The organism is Moorena sp. SIO3H5, assembly GCF_010692395.1.
Classification (GTDB): Bacteria; Cyanobacteriota; Cyanobacteriia; order Cyanobacteriales; family Coleofasciculaceae; genus Moorena.
Window position 1 is genome coordinate 1 of the sequence record NZ_JAAHHS010000027.1, and the last position, 18,442, is coordinate 18,442.

Genomic DNA, 18,442 nt, shown 5'->3' on the forward strand with positions numbered 1-18,442 from the left:
TTATTGACAAGTTATGACCTATCTTTTTTTACCATAATTCGCTCAATTTAAGATATATCAAGGGTTACAGGGCGCTTGTCGCCCCCCCAGATTACAACAAATAAATGCGGATCAGCATAAATCCTGCATTCTTGTTTGTTGGTTGCAATTCATCTCACCGCCAAATCGAAGATTATGGCGGGAGCCTGAGGGGGTGAAAAGGGGGTTGAAAGTTAGGCTGGGCGTCCCTTTGACGTTGGCGATCGCTAGTTCAAACAGGCAAAACAATTATTGGTTTTGATTTGTGCGAGGTTGCGCCTGGTAATGTTGGAGATGAGTGGGATGGAAATGTCGGAGCTAGAGTTCTGTAAAAGCTTGCTTGTTTGCAGGGTGTTCAAATAAGTTGTTAACTCGAATCGAGAAATGTTCTAAAGTTAGAAAGTTGAGCTTTGTAGACGAATGGGTGATATTCTGAGTGTTGTTGCTGATTGCATTCTCAAGGCAGAGTCTATTCTTTTCATTGTTGGAGCCGGTTTATCTGCAGACTCCGGGTTACCTACATATCGGGGTGTTGGTGGACTTTTTGAAGGTGTTCTCACTCAAGAAGGTATACCAATCGAAGAAGCTATCAGTAAAAACATGTTAGAATCTTGTCCCGAAGTAACGTGGAAATATCTGTGGCAAATTGGAGCAGCCTGTCATAAAGCAAAATTCAATCGTGCTCATGAGGTCATTGCACAAATCGAGTCTTGGAAACCAGGTACATGGGTATTGACGCAGAATATAGATGGGTTCGAGCGCGCAGCCGGAAGTAAAAACTTGATTCAAGTACATGGACAACTCTCCGAACTATTTTGTGTAAATTGTTCTTACAGGACAACTGCAGAAGAACTCCTAGCCGGATATAGTAAACCGATGGATTTACCACCAAAATGTCCAGTTTGCGAAGGATTAATTCGTCCGGATATTGAGTTATTTGGTGAACATCATATGAGTTCGTCGGAAGAAACTTTCAAGATCCTAAATAATGCTCCCATTGATCTCATGTTTGTGATCGGCACCTCCAGAGACTACCAATACATTACTAAACCTTTGTATAAAGCTCGTAGGTTAAATGTGCCCATAGTAGAGATAAATCCTGCTGAGACCGTACTTTCAGAAATAGCTAATTACCACATCAGATCTACTGCTGCCGATACACTAGATAAATTGTGGAATATATGCCAAAAACGACTGGTAAGCTAACTCTTTGCAGGGGTGGGAGTAAATACCACTTTGCTTATCAATTCCTGGGAGTTTCAGTGAAGTCTAATGCTTCGATAATTAGCTTTTACGTCCTTTATAAAATCCGATAATCTTTAAATTAGAAATTAAACTTATGCAAGGAAAAAATTTTATAACAGTATATCATTTTAGTATAATTACTCGTAAGCTATCAGCCGTCAGCTAATGCGCTACGCCCACGCTACGCGAAGAGCTATCAGCTGATAGTTTACAATTACCCTTAATCAAAATCTTCCCCATCTCCCCATCTCCTTAATGATGGGTATTCAACGAAATCCCCATCATTAAGCAGGTCAGACCTTAACGGGCACCAATCCGAATCACGTCTCCATCGAAGGTTGGCAGTGACAGCACAAAGGGATCAGTGGAATAGGTCAATGCTTGTTCTTCTAACATACCGATGGCAATTTCTTCACCCATGCGCACACTATCATAGTAGTCAGTAAAGTAGTGAACGCCAGCCATATTGCGACCAATAGAAATATTGGCAGCCAGTTTGTTCAACTCACCCTCCAGAGTCAGAAAATCCCTGGATCGCTCTGAAACAAGTGTCGCTTCACCTTTGGTGTAGGCAGATTGATCAGGGGCACGGAACACAATAGCCTGATCTTTGGGGCTAAAGCGTTTAAATCTGATCTGTGTCCTTGCTTGTCCGGGTTGTGGGTTTTTGACTGGTGTTTCTACTAAAACTGCACTGGTATCAAAGAATGCCTTAAGCATGGTCACACATGCTCCAGCAACAGTGGCATGTCCTGCACCATAGGCAGGGTGCATGGGAGACCCTTCAGGAAATGCCATTGGTAGTAGATAATTCGGTGAGCCAGAGCCATTTTGCTTGGCTAGTTCCAAAATTGAGTTGAGAGTACCGTTGGTTTCTAGTTCACGTTGGAACCTTTTAATGTACTTGATTAATGCTCTGGGTACAGTAGCTTTAGCTTCATTAGGTAGGTCTTGAAATCGCCGTAATAGTTCAATCCGGGCTGCCAATGCCTCTGGTCGCAGGCGAATATGGTTATTGAACTTCTGGAAACGGACAGCTTTGAGTGCTCGTGTGGCAACTTCAGTAACTAAAGTTAAGATGTGTGGACCGCCATAGAGGGCAAAACCACCAGCATTGCGACGGGTTGCTGGATTACCTGCTGCTACACCACCCCCAGAAAGATGATCAAAACCAGGATCGAAGGGTGTTTGCATGCCCAGCAGAATGATGCAAGCGTTGAGATACGCTTCATAGAGAGCATCGTAATGAACATAAGTAGCTAAATCCCGGGGAGTAGAGATAAACCGACGAGCTGGACGATCTGGTAGCTTAGGGTTTTGATCCTTCTGTAAAACATAGCTTTCTGTTTCTTGGTTAATCCCACGCTGAACCAAGACATAGTCTTCCATGTTGGTCATGTAATCTAGGTTAGGTGTTGCAATGGGAAGCTTTTGATCAATTTGCAAAGCACCATAGGTAATTTTACCTTCTGCAACGCTGCCACCACCATTGAGATCAACATTACCAATCAGTAGAAACTGAGAGAGATAGGGACCGACTTCCACTCCTGGAGAAGAGCCTCGGAATACGGTTTGCTCATCAAGCTTGCCTCTGGCATTCACCTTACGAGGTCGTCCAGTTTGGTTGCGAATATAGTCGAGGGCATTGAGACGATTGATAGAACTCTCAATTTGGCTATTCGCTGCTCTTTTCTCAAAGTCATTGAAGGGCTGATCCCTCAGTATGGCTAATTCGTAGACTTCTGCTATCTCAAAAATTAGCTCTTGGTTAGCCTTTCCGTTAGTATCGATTAACGGTGGTGCCGGAGGCATGGTAACCGCTTGTGGATCTGGTCCGTTTAGCTCAAAGACAACCCCTGCAGTTGGTGCTTCCCATTGTCTAAAGTTCTCAAGTAGATCAGGGTCAGTCTCAGGCTTAATAGTGTAGTCTTCACCTGTAAATACTACCTCAAATTTAGCACCATGACGTACCGGATCAGTGAAGGGATCAATAAAGCCATCGTCTATTGCACGGCGAAACGCGACAAAATCCTGTGGGTCTTGTAGTAGCCCTGTATCAGGGTTGTGGGGTAGCCCTTTAGTAAAGGACATAAAATACTGATCATCAGCATGTCGCTGTTCATCCCCATTGGCTTTATGGGTAGGATAGTCTCGACTTCTGGCTAATTTTGCAGCGTCGAGGCGAACGTCAAAAGACTTCTCTGAACGATTTGCCATGGGAACTCCTTAGGAAAAAGAATTTTGATATGTTTTGAACATGTCTATATCAAATGTAAAAAGTAATTTATAGCTCTGACAGTACCCACAAGGGTACTTTTTTCAGCCAACAAAAAATGGGTTGCTTTGTAAGCATTAAGCCCTTAGCTGACAGCATGATAGCTGACAGCTAAGGGCTGAAAATAAATCTCTGGCGAGAGAATTTTATACTTCGAGATTTTAGAGAATTGAAAGTTTGGGGAAAACCCCAACGCCAACGGCTGAGGGTAACTGCACCTCAAGTAGCGTGCGTGGCACAGGCTTCGACGCTGGGAAGTAGGGCATATGCTTAGGCAGAATATAGGCAGGAAAAGGCTTTAAAATAGGTGGTATATTGAACGGGTTTTCCCTAACCTTATAATAAATGTTATAACGGGCTTATTTGAATTTATGATAATCTAATCTGGGTGATCGCAATATTTCCTGACAAACACACATCAACGTCTGTTCCTGAATCAGATTTGCGATTGATGTCATCTCCCACATAAAGATATCCATCCTCTTGCTTTACAAATTCTGTGAGTAGGGGACGGGTACAGAGGGAACAAAAGACTATCTCTGGCTCGGTTGCGTCTGGTTCTAGGTGGGGAAAGTTGACGCTCCAGAAGGTGCCAGGCTCAGACGGTTGGTTTAATAACTTGTGCAATACCTGCACCGTCCATTGTGTTGCTCTTTCCCAGTCAAGTTCCCAGTCAGTTCTCTTAAAATGAGAAAAAGCGATCGCGTTCAGGCCGTGTATTGTGGCCTCTCTAGCCGCCGCTATGGTTCCTGAGGGATAAATGTCTGAGCCCAGATTGCAGCCCCCATTAATCCCAGAGACAACAAACTCGATATCGTCGTAGAGATAGTTGACCCCCAAACGCACACAATCAGCGGGGGTACTGTCTACACTCACCTCAGTCTGCGATCGCCATTCCACTGGAATAACTGTGCGAATATTGACCTGATGGCCACAGCCGGACTGGTGGTGTTTAGGCGCAACCACCGCTATGCGATCGCTTGTTACTTGGAATAATGCTTTGTGCAATGCGTGAATGCCGGGAGCATCAATCCCATCATCATTGGTTACTAAAAAAGCCATAATCCCAGCTCCACCGATAAACAAAATGAGGATAGCAGATCAGTCAGAGCAAATACCATCTCTACTGACCTACTAACCACTTAAAGTATCAATAAGCTACAAAAGCTAGAGTCTGGTGGCGTCTAACCACATGACACCAAATAGGTCATGACCCACACCATAGCCTGGTTGTTGCGTCTCTTCTAATTTCCGCAACGCTTGAGCTAGCATAGACTCGACCTTCTGTCGGTACAGCTGTTTGTCAGAAATCTCTTGTAATTCTTGCTGAGCCGCTGCCTTAAATCCTTGAACTTCAGGGGGCAACTCAACGGTCGCGACCGCCAAAGGCTCACCCAATAGCTCTGTGGCGTCACTCACCAAACGGTTCCACCAACCAGAGAATTTGCTGAAGAAATCTAAGATATGCTCTGGTGCCGCTCCTAACTCGACTTGAAAGATTAGTTGGCTCAAGTCTGTCTGTTGTGAGGGTGAGAGCAAACTATTGACTAGGTCCCGATACTGGGGCAACTTTGGGTTAAACTGCCTCGTTGAGGTATGGCGACCAACCATAATCGAGCGATCGAAAAACTCAAACTTCTCAACAGGACAGCCTACGGCATTCGCTGCCTGCTGCATAATTTCTTGCAAGTGTTCATGGGAGTAAAAACTCATCCATGTAGGGTCTTTATCCCCTTCGCTCTGGAAAAAGCTCATGGAGTAATTCCAACGGCTGTTCTGCCATTGGGGTGTCCACTCGATACTGTAGCGCCCCAAAACATCCACAATCACAGCACACCGGGAGCGATTCTCGCAAACATTGGTCACAATCATCGTTAAGGCTTGGTCAAGCTCCTTGTGAGTCAGATGAGAGTAGGGAACGCCGCAAGAAAGATATAAATCCAAGGGCCGAGCGAGCTTGCTAGTCCGAATATCCGCACATTCAAACCCAACGTTACTGTGGTTACCATATAAATTTATGGCAGTTTCCACCATTTGGTTACTAATATCAACTCCCAAGTACTCTAGCTCATACCTACCACTTAGTTCAGGGTCTTTTAACAATAGCGTTGATAGCAAAACATATCCATCACCTGTGCCTGCACCAATATCAACAACCCGTAGTTTCTCCCCCTTATTTTTTCTCACTGGGGCGATCGCCTGCTTAAACACTGAACGAGAGAACGGCTCCTCCCAATCAACTTTTACACCGTCACGACGACTCTTAGATAAGTAATGTTGAACCGCATTGCTTTGATCGTATACAGTCTTAATCTGCTCTGGAGTTACTTTCATAACAAATGTATGTTTCTACTAGAACTTCAAACGTCTATCGACTCAGATCTGTCACTTCAACGAACTGCTAAGTCTCTCTGGAGCAGGCTTTTAATGAATTTTAACTTTGTTCTTAAAGCATTGTATCATAAAAAATCGTAACAACAAAAAAATGTATCAAAAGAAAGCGCGACAGCTATAGCAATCCTCAATTATTTGTATTTTATTAAGACTCGTAAATCATCCCTGGGCAAGGGTTGTAGCGATATATTCCGCCACTCTTCGGCTAATATATTTGACGAATCAGATAGGATTGCTATAATCTTCAACAAAATACCAGTAGCTCAATTCTTCCAACGAAATATCATTATCTGGCTGTGGATCACAGAAATAGGAATGGATCGGAAGTAACTCAGCAGCAGGATTTGCTGATGGTTCAGAAATAATCTGTTTGATTCGGCTCAAGTAGTTTAAAGCGGTGCTATCCCAGGTGTAATAGTCCAAAACATACTGCTGACAAAGTTTATGCAACCTTTGCCACAGGTGTTGATCACAGAGTATTTCCCTGATGCCTCTAGCAATATCTGCTGGATCATTGGGATCAACTAACATCCCATAGTCTTCATCTCCTACTTTTAGACTTTCACCAACACCACTATTTTTTGTTACCACTATCGGTAATCCAGCTGCTGCTGCTTCTAAAGGAGCAAGACCAAAGGGTTCAAACAGGGAGGTAAGAGTAAACACGGAACCACGCTGAGCAAAATAGCGATAGGAAGCGGCTAGTGCTGGTTGATCGGGTACTGAAAAAGCGCTAACTTTACCCCACAAATTTTTTTCTCGTACTACTTCCCGGATCGGACCGATTACTAGTTTTTCGGTCTGTTCATCCTGGGCTTTTTCCTGCAAGGGGTTATCCAATCCACCAGTAATCAGCACCACATTGGCTTTCTGTTGCACTATCACATCCTCAGCAAATGCTTGCACCAAACCTAGGAGGTTTTTCTTGGGGTCTAAACGGCTGGATGCCAAGATAGCTGGTAGATTGCGCCGTGACTCACTGATGTCCCTGCGCAATCGCTCTTCAATCAGTTGATAAGTCGCTTCTTCATTATGAGCGATCGCATCGGAACCAAAAACAGAGCTATTCACTCCCGGTGCAATCACGGCAAATCGATGATCATCTTCTATATCCACTGCTCCACGATAAGCATGATGACTGTACTGTTGGAACCGCTCTTGTGCCGTATTAGTAATATTGAGGGCTGAATGGTTCATGCTCAACCGTTCCGCTAGGATTCGGTATCGGAAATTGTAATAGTGATCGATTTGAGCCAGATTCTCAGGAGTGACCTGGAGTTTATCCATTTTTTGAGCCCCCAGGGAATGACCTGTGAAAGTAAAAGGTATCCCTGTCTGTTGCTCAATCAGCACCCCACACACTCCCCCATCACTGTAGTGGGTAGTCATGATATCGGGGAATTTACCTTCCTCTCGATAAAACTCCAGGATGTTTGCTACCCAGTCTTGGAGGAGATGGGGCCATAACAATTCTTTGCGCAGGAACTGTTGTGGTCCGGCTGGCAATCGGATAATCCGGAGGTTGTCTACACTCCCATAGCCATCAAAGGTCTCGGCAAATTCTGGCCAATCCGGATCAAGGATTTGGCGGGTGAGAATATCTACTTGGTGACCTTGTTTTGCGATCGCATCTGCCACTTGCCTGACATAAACCAACTGACCACCGAAATCGGGATGTTCGCTAATGTAGCTATTTTTATGGTCAAAATTACCGTGAGGGTTGAGAAATCCAATGTGCATCACACTGACTCGAATAAAAACCAACTGTTATAGCGCTACGCGCAATGGCATTGGCAAGAGGCAAGAGGCAATAGTTGACTAAAACAGCTTTTGCTGATTGTATCAATGTCCTTTTAATGGGTAGTGCTTTAGCAAACCCTTACAATTCCTGGGATTGACAATCCAGCTTGAGCTTGTTTTGGGGATCTTATGTTAACTAAAAATTAAACTTATAATTTTATTATGAAATTGGGTGCTTTTCGCGATACATTTAACACTTTTTAATGTTAAATTATATTAAGAAGCATCGGGAAAAACGAGACCTCTTGCGTAAATAGCCAACAACAGCGTGATAACTACGATAGTTACCTCCTAATAATTGACTTTTGCAAAAGGTCTTCGGTTCAGGCAGGGAACTTATTCGTAATCAATAGTAAATAAATTCAGGAGAGGTAAGACATTATATGGTTAGTTCTACGGTTAGTTCTACAGTTAGTGAAGCAAAGACCACTACTCCTCACCATGTGGTCATTGTTGGTGGCGGATTTGGTGGACTCTATGCTGCTCAGGCTCTGAGAAAGGCACCAGTGAAAGTAACTCTAATCGATAAACGGAACTTTCATTTGTTCCAGCCCCTACTCTACCAAGTGGCTACCGGGGGCTTATCCGCTGGTGATATTTCCTCACCCCTGCGGGCAATCCTGAGTCACCATAAAAATACTCAAGTGCTGATGGGGAAAGTAATTGGTCTTGACCCGAACCAGAAAACCGTTCAACTAGCAGACAAAGAACTATCTTACGACTCCCTGATCGTGGCCACTGGCGTTAGCCACCACTACTTCGGTAATGATCAATGGGCAAAAGACGCTCCTGGTTTGAAAACCATTGAAGATGCTCTAGACATTAGACGTCGGATTTATTCTGCCTTTGAAGCCGCAGAAAAAGAAACTGACCCTGAGAAACGTCGCGCTTGGTTGACCTTTGTGCTAGTAGGAGGCGGACCAACTGGAGTGGAATTAGCCGGGGCGATGGCAGAATTAGCTTACGACACCTTAAAAAATGACTTCCGCGACATTGATACTTCCGAGGCGAGGATTTTGCTGTTGGAAGGGATGGATCGGATTTTGCCTCCTTACCCACCGGAGTTATCAGTAAAAGCCCAAAATTCTCTGGAACGGTTAGGAGTAACAGTACAGACAAAGACTCTAGTTACTAATATTGATAATGATATAGTTACCATGCGTCGAGGAGAGCAGGTAGAGGAAATTAACGCCAAAACTGTTCTGTGGGCAGCAGGGATGAAAGCGTCTGCCATGGGCAAGGCGCTAGCAAACGCGACTGGTGCGGAGTTAGACCGGGCTGGACGGGTGATAGTACAACCGGATATGAGCTTGGCCGGACATCCGGATATTTTTGTGATTGGTGATTTGGCGAATTTCTCTCATCAAACTGGTAAGCCCCTACCAGGAGTTGCGCCAGTGGCGATGCAACAAGGTAAGTATGTCTCTACTCTGATTCAGAAGCGCCTTAAGGAGGAGACCTTACCCGATTTTCATTACCAGGATTATGGCAATTTAGCGGTGATTGGACGCAATGCCGCAGTAGTGGATTTGGGGTTTGTTAAGTTCTCTGGTTTCCCCGCTTGGCTAGCCTGGATTTTTATCCACATCTTCTTCCTGATTGAGTTTGATAACAAGTTGCTGGTCATGATTCAGTGGGCATGGCATTACCTTACCTTTAAGCGCGGGGTTCGTTTAATTACCAACCTTGAGGAAGAACCAGCAGGCAATTTCGAAGAGAGAAGAGATTATCGGACGCCGGTACAGGTGTAGGACTTTAGGGATTAGGGATTAAGGTAAGCTATCAGCTATCAGCTATCAGCTTATGTGCTACGCACACGCTACGCGAACAGCTATCAGCGGTCAGCGATTAGCGCTACGCGCACGCGTGCGCATAAGCTGATGGCCGTAGGCCAAGGTAAACCGAACAGCTTTTGAATAAAATAAGCTGACGACTGACCGCTGTTCGCGTAGCGTGGCCTTTGGCCAACGACTGACCGCTGACCGCTGACCGCTGACCACTGACCCTTACACTAGGCTTTAGTAATTAAACTATTACTCTCACCCCTAATCCCTAATACTATTAACCTAATCCATGAGTCAGATTTCCTCTAAAACATCTACTCCTTCCTCGATTAATCTATTGGAGCAACCAGCCGCTTGGCTGTACAGTTTATGGAAATTTTCTCGTCCCCATACGATTATTGGGACGAGTTTAAGTATTTTTGCCCTCTATGTCATTGCTGTGTCCATGACTAACAGTGGTTGGACTTGGCAAGGGTTCGGTCAACTGCTGGGAGCTTGGATTGCTTGTTTGTGCGGCAATGTCTATATCGTAGGACTAAATCAATTGCACGATGTGGAGATTGACCGGATTAATAAACCCCATCTTCCAGTGGCTGCAGGGGAGTTTTCTCTGCAACTCGGTCAGGGGATTGTAGCGGTAACTGGTATCCTAGCGCTACTGTTGGCTTGGTTATTGGGACCGTGGTTGTTGTTGATGGTCAGTATTAGTTTGGCAATTGGTACATCCTATTCCTTGCCACCAATCCGGCTGAAGCGGTTTCCCTTTTGGGCAGCGCTATGTATTTTTTCAGTACGGGGAGCAATCGTTAATGTAGGTCTGTTTTTACACTTTAGTTGGGCATTGCAACAGGCACAAGTGATGATGCCCACCGCAGCAGTGTGGGCATTGACCTGGTTTATCTTAGTCTTTTCCGTTGCGATCGCAATATTCAAAGATGTCCCAGATATCGATGGGGATAAGCGTTTCAATATCACTACCTTTACCATCCGCCTCGGTAAATTGGCGGTATTTAATATAGCACGGGGGGTGATTACTGCTTGCTATCTGGCGATGGTGCTAGCTAGTGTGCTGCTCCTCGGTTCAGTAAATATCCTCTTCTTGGTAGGGACCCATCTGGTCGCATTAGCAGTAATGTGGTGGCGCTCTTACCAGGTAGACTTGGAGGATAAAAATGCGATCGCTAGTTTTTATCAGTTTATCTGGAAACTCTTTTTCCTGGAATATTTGATATTCCCAGCGGCTTGTCTTTTTAGACTATAAGATTTCTCAATTAATCGAATAAACAGCGCGTAAGCATTCAGCTGTCAGCCGTCAGCAGTCAGCCGAAGGCCTTTGGCCACGCTACGCGAACAGCCCTCAGCTAATCAAGGGGAAGTAGTAAAAGCTATAGTGTGGCACAGGCTAGAAGCCTGTGAAGTATCAGCTGATAGCTGATAGCTGATTACTGAAAGCTGTTCGCGTAGCGTGTGCGTAGCACATAAGCTGATAGCTGATAGCTGTTCGCGTAGCGTGTGCGTAGCACATAAGCTGATAGCTGATAGCTGTTCGCGTAGCGTGTGCGTAGCACATAAGCTAATAGCTGAATACTTACAAAAAAATAGCCGTGGAAATACTATCCACGGCTATTTCAATTCCACAATAAGTCCGTTGAAATTGTTTTAGGTGCGCTGCATACCTATGTCACTCAGTTCCTAAACCTAACCTGATGTGATCCTATTTGAGCAGACCGGAATTTTTGACTGGGGGGAAACCCCCCAGAAATTCAAGGTGTTATGGCAACAGCCAATACTTGTTGAGTGTAGTCATCACTTCGCCTGGAACGTCAGTCGGCTCCAGAGGAGTCCATTCGCAAATCTCTGCATAACCTAGGGCATACATCCTCTGCATACTATAAATTACTGCTTCCCGAGACCCTTTCAAAGTGTGCTGAGCAGCTTGTTTTTTGAAGTTTTGAGTAAATCCTTGTCGCATAATTTAACAATTGAACTCATTGTGGTTATTTAATGATTATTGTAATGATTATATTTTTGTTTGTCAAGGGTTTTTAAAAAGTTTTTTTTAGGGAATTTTAGGATTAATAAAAAACAGCAATGTTATGAAATATAGCAATTATCAAACTTGTGTAGAATTGCTATAATAACTAATATAGTTACAGCAGTTTGCATAACTATCAGCTACACAGGATTGTCTTTCCTGCTCCCTATTCCCTATTCCCTGTTCCCTTTGCTCATGACACAATCAATCTTGAGGATGCCAGAAAATGCCAGATTAACATCCCAACAGTTTTACGACCTGTGTTGTGCTAATCCCGACTGGAAACTAGAGCGAACCGTACAAGGAGATTTGGTAATTATCGCTCCAACTGGTGGAGAAACAGGAGCAAGAAATGCTAATCTCCTGATTCGTTTGGGAATCTGGAATGAACAATCTCAACTAGGAATAGTTTTTGACTCATCCACAGGATTTCATTTACCTAACGGAGCTGATCGTTCACCCGATGTAGCGTGGGTTAAGCGGGAAAGATGGGAGGCTCTGACACTGGCACAACGGGAAAAATTTCCACCCCTAGCACCAGATTTTGTAATCGAATTAATGTCTCCCAACGACAACCTGAAACCAGCCCAACTAAAAATGCAGGAATACTTAGAGAATGGCGTAAAATTGGGTTGGTTATTCAACCGATTAGCCAAGCAAGTGGAGATTTATCAATTTGGGAAACCTAAATTAGTATTAAAGCAGCCTGATAAATTATTAGGAGAACCAATTTTGCCTAATTTTGTTCTCAGTCTCGATGGTTTTTGGTAATAAATTGGTAAGCTATCAGCTAATGCGCTATCACAGGCTAGAAGCCTGTGCCACGCACGAGTTTTGAATAACAAAAGCTGACTGCTGACGGCTGACCACTGACGACTGAATACTGACAGAAAAATACCCCGACAAGATCTACATTACTATAATCTCTCGGGGTTTTGATGTTTTTGGTTATTACCTCGCACTCCTTGGCTTACAGATAGCGTCGAGTGGTTAAGCGTTGTAACCTATTGAGCGGCTATGCCAAAGATAATCAATTTCTAAGGGTGTGGTTATTTCAGGGAAAAACTAGCTGAAATAACAATTGATTATCTAGTAATATAGCTTGGTGCTTTTATCATTCGCACTCAAAGTCCACTGGTCCGTCTCCTTCCACTAGAAAGAAGGCACCATACTCAGGCAGGGGCAGGACTATATCCTCATTTGGGTCTATGACGGTTGACTGGTGCATAGCTGAGTCTCGTACTTTTACTACCTTGGAAGATTCGTTATGTAGTTTAGCAAGCAGATAGTCATAATCAGGAGTAACTTCAACTACGCAAAAGTGCTCATCGGGATTCTGCAGGTAAGTGACCTTTCCTCCGCAGCAATACCCGGCAAGTGCTTCCCCGGGATTAAGCGCGAAGGTGACGATTACTGTTAGTGCTACTAGGGCTACAGTTAACACTTTGCTTAGGCTAGTTTTGATTGTCTTCATGTTTTTTATTGCTGTTTATTGTTGCTATTTCCAGCTAGTTGAAGTTGGTGGGTTTGTCTGGAAATCGTATTATACCATTGGTTTGAGCGATCGCTAGCCAACGCCCTTCGGGCTAATCGCCTTTGGCGGAAGCTGAGGCCGTAGGCCACGCTACGCGTTCGCGTAGCGTCGGCTTTGCCGAAACGCTTCCGGAGCGTTTTTACCCAATCCATCGGGCAAGTATTGCTATCGGTGAGCGTAATTGATGGGAGATTGGAAGATCTTTTAATGGCGTTGCTTAATAATGGAATGATTTTAAGAGTTTTGTGGAATGGGCATCTTGCCCGTTCAGGATCTTTGTGGAATGGGCATCTTGGTGGAACTGGCATCTTGGTAGAACTGGCATCTTGCCAGTTTCCTCCTTATTTTCGTGCGGGCAGGATGCCCACTCTACTGTTATTCAAAAGAAGATTTAGCAACGCCGCTAATTCTGGATCTACCAGTGACGTTAGTGAACTTAAGCCGTCAAGTCCAGTCACCCCTTGAGTTAGGATTTTTGTAAATTTTATTGAAGCCTTGTCTTTATATTTTTTTTTGTTTATCTAAGTCAAAGAGTTATCATACCACATCCGTTGGCAATAATAAAAATGTATTGGATGCAAGGCAGAAGGCAGAAGCTAGAAGGCAAAAGGCAGAAGCTAGAAGGCAAAAGGCAAAAGGCAAAAGGCAAAAGGCAAAAGGCAAAAGGCAAAAGGCAAAAGGCAATAGTCAAGAGGCAAAAGGCAATAGTCAAGAGGCAATAGTCAAGAGGCAATAGTCAAGAGGCAAGAGGCAAAAGAGTTTCAGGGGTTTTTTTATTTAATCAAAGGTCGTTATGCGCTAAAAATTATCATAAAAATTACACCTAAAAAAAACGATGTTCTGAAAGAAATGCTAAGGGATAGCTTTGTATGTAAACTATAAGCTATCAGCTGCAGCGTTTTTATAACTATTAGGTACACAGATTTTTTTCGGTCACCTGTTCTTTGATAGAAAGCTCTTATAAGGCAAAAAAAGTAGTAAATGTAAACATATCAAATACATTCCATCAGAGAATTAAAGATTTGATATAGACTATGGAAACGTATTTACAATCCTCTCAGAATAACTTAAGTTAGTATCCAATCAAACCTGTTAAACTACTTTAGTTTATGACTCAATCTAGATAAAAATAAAAAAATATATAAAATAATTTAGCAATTATTAAATCTATAGTCTAAGCTTTCAGAAGCTCTAAAGGTAACAGAATATTATTCGTGACGTTTGTCAGCTAACCACAGTCAACCCTAAAGGTCAACCATAAAACTACCTAAAAATAGCTAGACTTTCAGGGGTCGATTCTAGTATCAGCTGTACAACAAAACATCCTAATTTAACGTAACCTCTAGGATTTTTTTTCTTACGATTGGGAACTCTTATAGATAAGCCTTAGGTTTATTTAAATGTAATGTTATGACAAATCTCAACAGTGTTCTTCAACGAGACCCATTTGCGGACAGTACATTAGTTGTAAACGATGAAGGGATTACCATTCGCCGGATCGACGGCAGTAGGAATAATTTAGACCAAGTTTCTTTGGGTATCCCTAATACGCCCTTGCTGCGTTTGGGTCCAATTGAGTATGAAGACGGAATCCAGTCACCGGCGGGTATTGCATTTGATGCAGAAGGCAATGCTCTGATTGGTATAGATGGCAATACTGTTACTCGCCAACCGATTCCGATATTTACCCAAGCCGAAGCAGACCGATTAAATGGATTGGGATTGAATGTCATATCCAATACAGAGGGATTAAGCAATGTACCTGATGCGCCTTTTGTATTGCTTAACCCACCCGATCGCCCTAGTACCCGAGTGATCAGCAATGCCACTTCTAACTTAGAAGAAGGAGAGTCTGATCCCAATGGCAATGACTTAAGTGCTTTCATTTGGGCTTTTGGTCAGTTTGTCAACCACGACACTGATTTAGCAGCGAATGGGTCAAAAGAAGAGAACGAAAACCGGTTAGAATCACTCAATTTCCCCATTGACATTCCCGCAGATGACCCGAATTTTCCACCAAACACTCCTCCCACTCAAGAAATTTCTACACAGGCAGATGGTGGCTTGCAGTTTGACTTTGAACGGGATGCCTTTTTACCCGGTACTGGGGAGTCTGGGAGCCCAGGACAAGCCATTAATATTGTTACCTCTTGGCTTGATCTTTCTGTAGTTTATGGGTCTACTGAAGAAGAATATCAAGCAATTCGTGCTTTTTCAGAAGGTCGCCTCAACGTCTTCTCAGATGAAACAGTTACCACTAATGACGACTTGTTACCCCTTAACATCACAGGTGCTGATGGAGAACTGATCAGTGGTAAAGGGGCTTTTATGGATGTGGGTTTTCTAGCGGGGGATACACGAGTTAACGAGAACGATAGTTTGGCATCCCAGCATACCCTCTGGATGCGTAACCACAACCGCCTTGCCCAAGAACTTTATCGGTTTCATACTGACTGGACAGATGAGCAGATATATCAACGCTCTCGCCAGATTAATATTGCCCAATATCAAACTATTGTGCTGTACGAGTGGCTCCCCCTGATGTTGGGTAATGTGATCACGGACTACAGTGGCTATAACTCTAATCAAACTCCAGAAGTTACTAGTGAATTTGCTGCTGCTGGTCTTCGTGTTGGTCATACCCAAACCAATAACCGTATCGACACTATTGATGCGGATGGTAATCTCACAAGTTTGCCATTACTGAGCACATTTAGTTCACCAAATATCAATGATAGTAGCGATATAGATAATATCTTGCGCGGTGCGAGTCAAACAATTACTGAAGACGTTGATACTAATATAGTTTTTGACCTGCGCAATGCTTTAGTACCAGGAGCGATCGGATTTGACCTTTACTCTGCTAATCAGCAACGGGGACGAGATCATGGTTTGGCTGACTATAACCAAGTGCGAACCAGTCTCGGTCTACCACGGGTGACTACTTTTGCCGAAATTACTTCAAATTCAGAGTTGGCAAATACTCTCGAAAACCTCTACAACACTGTAGAAGATATCGACTTATTGATTGGGCTATTTGCAGAAGATGCTGTTGCTCCATCGAGTGCCGGAGAAACTATTCAAGCAATGCTATGGGAGCAATACGAGCGGATACGGGATGCTGACCGCTTTTGGTTCGAGAGACCGATTGAAGATGGCGGTTTCTTTACCCAAGAGGAAATTGCAGCGATAAAGGAAGTGACCTTTGCTGACATTATCAAGCTCAACACCGAAATTACTACAATTGCAGACAATGCCTTTATAATCAGCTCCGACAACAATCCTTCCTCTGATGGACTGCTAGATTTAACCGGCTTGTCGGGACAAGCTACAGCAACTGTGACTAGAGAGGCGGACTATGACAATTTAATTGGCTTTTATGTAATTGCTGATCAACAGGGAACGATAATTGATTCGATCACTGGTCAATCTTTTACGCCTGGCCAAGACGGTTATGCAGAAGCGGCTATTGATGCTAGCGTGGTTGAATTCAACGTAGAGGAAAACTTGACCACGGTGAATTTTGATGTTACTCTCCCTGGTGGCTCTCTCCTAGCTCCCTACTTAGTTACAGATGGGGATTTGGATGATGTAGAAAATGGCGATGCTGAGGTATTATTTGCTTTCACAGCTGCTAACAGTGATGGCATGAGCCACATCCTTGAACTTGGAAATAGCAGTGACAACACATTCACATTCGCCTTTGAAGATTTAAGTGCTAATGACAGTGAAGAAAGCGATCGCGACTTTAACGATCTAGTGATTGACCTGACTATTTTATAATAGTTAATCTTCCAGTAGGGTGGGCAAAGTAATCTAATCCTGAATACTCAGTAAGCATTCAGCTATCAGCCCTCAGCCGTCAGCTAATCAACGGGAGGTAGTAAACAAGCTGGGGGGTGCTGCTACGGCTGGTTGAAAATCCCTGCTCGTTTTACTGATCCGACCCCGTGCAGTTAAAGCGCCTGCTACCTGATAGCTGATAGCTGACGGCTGAACGCGCACGCGTGCGCGTAGCGCATATGCTTACAATACTCACGCATAACCAAACGCTTTTTGCCCACCCTACAAGCTAGTGCCACTAATTTACTGAGCAGCTAAGCTAAAACTCCTTTGTACAACAGCACCACGTTTCCCGAGGGATTTTGGTTGCTGTTGATCCACACTATACAAAACACCTCCCGCATTCCCTGATCTAACAGTCAGTTTTTGTTTAGCAATCCAGGTTTTCTGATATCCCTTGGGTAAGGTGTCTTCCAACTCGATTTTGCCATCAACTACCACTCGTACCCAAGTTTGCTCTGTAATACTCAAGCGTACTTTAATTAATGGATTAGATGGGGAAGGTTTGGGTGTGGGGGGTGGTTTAGGTTCGGGCTTAGGGGCTGGTGCTGGTTGTTCTGGTTTATCTGGGGTTGTCTGCTCCTGAACAACGGATGAGTTTTCGATCTGTTGATTAGTGAGATAGGTGAAAACGGTGTTGAGTAGATAAATTAGTCCACCAGCAACACTGACCAAGCTTACTATTATGATGTAAGGATAATAGGGTTCTATGCTTTTGGCTACAGTCTTAACAGTCTTGCTTTTGGCTAGAATCTTAGGAATCTTTTGAGGAGAGTTTGGAGTCTGAGATTTCTCTTCTGAAGAGGTACCGGTATACAAGACTAAAGCACCAGACTCAGTGTTGTCGGTGTTATCGGTATTATCGGTATTATCGGTATTATCAGTGTTCTCGGTTTTCAAGGACAATCCAGAATTAACTGGAAATGTTTTGGCTATCCCTGGACCATCTAGACCGAAAAACTCTGCATAGCGACGAATGAAGCCTTGAATGTAAACTGGCTCGGGCAACCGCTCCGATTGCCCTGCTTCAAGGGCTTGCAATATATGCAATCGAATAAAGGTTTTGTCAGCGACTTCCTGAATAGGTATAGATTTCTCCTGCCTGAGTTGGCTGAGATAAGTCCCTATTTTCTGGAGTTGCTCCTCTTGCTCTAGACTTAAGTGGCTCACCAAATCTCTCCACCCATTAATCCACGTTAACAATTTTTATACATAAACACCGGATAGTAACATCTCCTGGGCATCTCACCATAGAACTTATAAAAAGTTAACAAAAATTAACAATATCGCCAATTGGCTGAAGAAATAGGAAAACTCTCTCATTGTAGGGTATGGTTTCCATTGGCATCCTCCCCCGGCGGGAACAATCGGAGCGCTGGGGGATTTCCAGGTTATACCGAGTTGCATTCAAAGAGAGTAGATTGGTTGGATAAAGAGATGGGGAAATGGGGAGATGGGGAGATTGGTGGAAGAGGAAGTTATACCTTTGACCCCAACTTGATATCAGTGTGAGT

At 43.8% G+C, this 18,442-nt stretch carries 15 protein-coding genes and 1 pseudogene; 8 read left to right on the top strand and 8 right to left on the bottom strand.

From position 1 onward, the window contains the following. Positions 1-236: 236 nt before the first annotated feature. Both F6K52_RS04735 and F6K52_RS04740 read left to right on the top strand, forming a co-directional pair. Positions 237-350, top strand: a pseudogene (locus F6K52_RS04735) (agmatinase); the annotation flags it as partial. Between the two features lie 88 nt (positions 351-438). Next, positions 439-1,224, top strand: a complete 786-nt coding sequence (locus F6K52_RS04740) for a Sir2 family NAD-dependent protein deacetylase (RefSeq protein ID WP_293074738.1) — start codon at positions 439-441, stop codon at positions 1,222-1,224. A 339-nt stretch (positions 1,225-1,563) separates the two neighbouring features. Here the strand turns inward: F6K52_RS04740 and F6K52_RS04745 are convergent, their stop codons facing one another. The 4 genes from F6K52_RS04745 to F6K52_RS04760 all read right to left on the bottom strand — a co-directional run bounded on the left by F6K52_RS04745 (position 1,564) and on the right by F6K52_RS04760 (position 7,672). Beyond that, on the bottom strand, positions 1,564-3,480 hold the full coding sequence (locus F6K52_RS04745; protein WP_293074741.1) for a bromoperoxidase: 1,917 nt from the start codon (positions 3,478-3,480) through the stop codon (positions 1,564-1,566). Positions 3,481-3,907: 427 nt separating this feature from the next. Next, positions 3,908-4,600: a 5'/3'-nucleotidase SurE gene (surE, locus tag F6K52_RS04750; RefSeq protein ID WP_293074744.1), complete on the bottom strand. Its 693-nt coding sequence runs from the start codon at positions 4,598-4,600 to the stop codon at positions 3,908-3,910. A gap of 105 nt (positions 4,601-4,705) precedes the next feature. After that, positions 4,706-5,872, bottom strand: coding sequence for a class I SAM-dependent methyltransferase (locus F6K52_RS04755; protein WP_293074747.1), 1,167 nt, complete (start codon positions 5,870-5,872; stop codon positions 4,706-4,708). A gap of 282 nt (positions 5,873-6,154) precedes the next feature. Beyond that, positions 6,155-7,672: a glycosyltransferase gene (locus tag F6K52_RS04760; RefSeq protein ID WP_293074751.1), complete on the bottom strand. Its 1,518-nt coding sequence runs from the start codon at positions 7,670-7,672 to the stop codon at positions 6,155-6,157. Positions 7,673-8,115: 443 nt separating this feature from the next. On the opposite strand from F6K52_RS04760, the gene F6K52_RS04765 reads away from it, so the two are divergent. Both F6K52_RS04765 and F6K52_RS04770 read left to right on the top strand, forming a co-directional pair. Next, positions 8,116-9,483 carry an NAD(P)/FAD-dependent oxidoreductase gene (locus F6K52_RS04765; RefSeq protein ID WP_293074754.1) on the top strand — a complete coding sequence of 456 codons (1,368 nt, stop codon included), beginning with the start codon at positions 8,116-8,118 and terminating at the stop codon, positions 9,481-9,483. A gap of 322 nt (positions 9,484-9,805) precedes the next feature. After that, complete coding sequence (locus F6K52_RS04770; RefSeq protein WP_293074757.1) at positions 9,806-10,777, top strand: homogentisate phytyltransferase; 972 nt, start codon at positions 9,806-9,808, stop codon at positions 10,775-10,777. 510 nt (positions 10,778-11,287) lie between these two features. Here the strand turns inward: F6K52_RS04770 and F6K52_RS04775 are convergent. Next, entirely contained in the window at positions 11,288-11,488 is a 201-nt protein-coding gene (locus F6K52_RS04775) for a hypothetical protein (protein ID WP_293074761.1), read from the bottom strand. A 279-nt stretch (positions 11,489-11,767) separates the two neighbouring features. Here F6K52_RS04775 and F6K52_RS04780 point away from each other — a divergent pair, with 279 nt between their 5' ends. Beyond that, positions 11,768-12,322 (top strand): Uma2 family endonuclease, encoded by a 555-nt coding sequence (locus tag F6K52_RS04780; protein ID WP_293074859.1) that lies wholly within the window; start codon positions 11,768-11,770, stop codon positions 12,320-12,322. Positions 12,323-12,665: 343 nt separating this feature from the next. On the opposite strand, the gene F6K52_RS04785 is transcribed toward F6K52_RS04780, so the two are convergent. Next, positions 12,666-13,025, bottom strand: coding sequence for a hypothetical protein (locus F6K52_RS04785; RefSeq protein WP_293074764.1), 360 nt, complete (start codon positions 13,023-13,025; stop codon positions 12,666-12,668). Positions 13,026-13,030: 5 nt separating this feature from the next. Continuing rightward, positions 13,031-13,237: a hypothetical protein gene (locus F6K52_RS04790; RefSeq protein WP_293074767.1), complete on the bottom strand. Its 207-nt coding sequence runs from the start codon at positions 13,235-13,237 to the stop codon at positions 13,031-13,033. Positions 13,238-13,292: 55 nt separating this feature from the next. On the opposite strand from F6K52_RS04790, the gene F6K52_RS04795 reads away from it, so the two are divergent. The 3 genes from F6K52_RS04795 (at position 13,293) to F6K52_RS04805 (ending at position 16,868) form a co-directional block, all read left to right on the top strand. Continuing rightward, positions 13,293-13,550, top strand: a complete 258-nt coding sequence (locus F6K52_RS04795; protein WP_293074769.1) for a hypothetical protein — start codon at positions 13,293-13,295, stop codon at positions 13,548-13,550. Between the two features lie 106 nt (positions 13,551-13,656). Further along, complete coding sequence (locus tag F6K52_RS04800; protein ID WP_293074772.1) at positions 13,657-13,821, top strand: hypothetical protein; 165 nt, start codon at positions 13,657-13,659, stop codon at positions 13,819-13,821. 674 nt (positions 13,822-14,495) lie between these two features. Next, complete coding sequence (locus F6K52_RS04805; RefSeq protein WP_293074776.1) at positions 14,496-16,868, top strand: peroxidase family protein; 2,373 nt, start codon at positions 14,496-14,498, stop codon at positions 16,866-16,868. A 303-nt stretch (positions 16,869-17,171) separates the two neighbouring features. Here the strand turns inward: F6K52_RS04805 and F6K52_RS04810 are convergent, their stop codons facing one another. Then, a complete protein-coding gene (locus F6K52_RS04810) occupies positions 17,172-18,098 on the bottom strand; it encodes a helix-turn-helix domain-containing protein (protein ID WP_293074780.1) in 927 nt (308 codons plus the stop codon). Between the last annotated feature and the right edge of the window lie 344 nt (positions 18,099-18,442).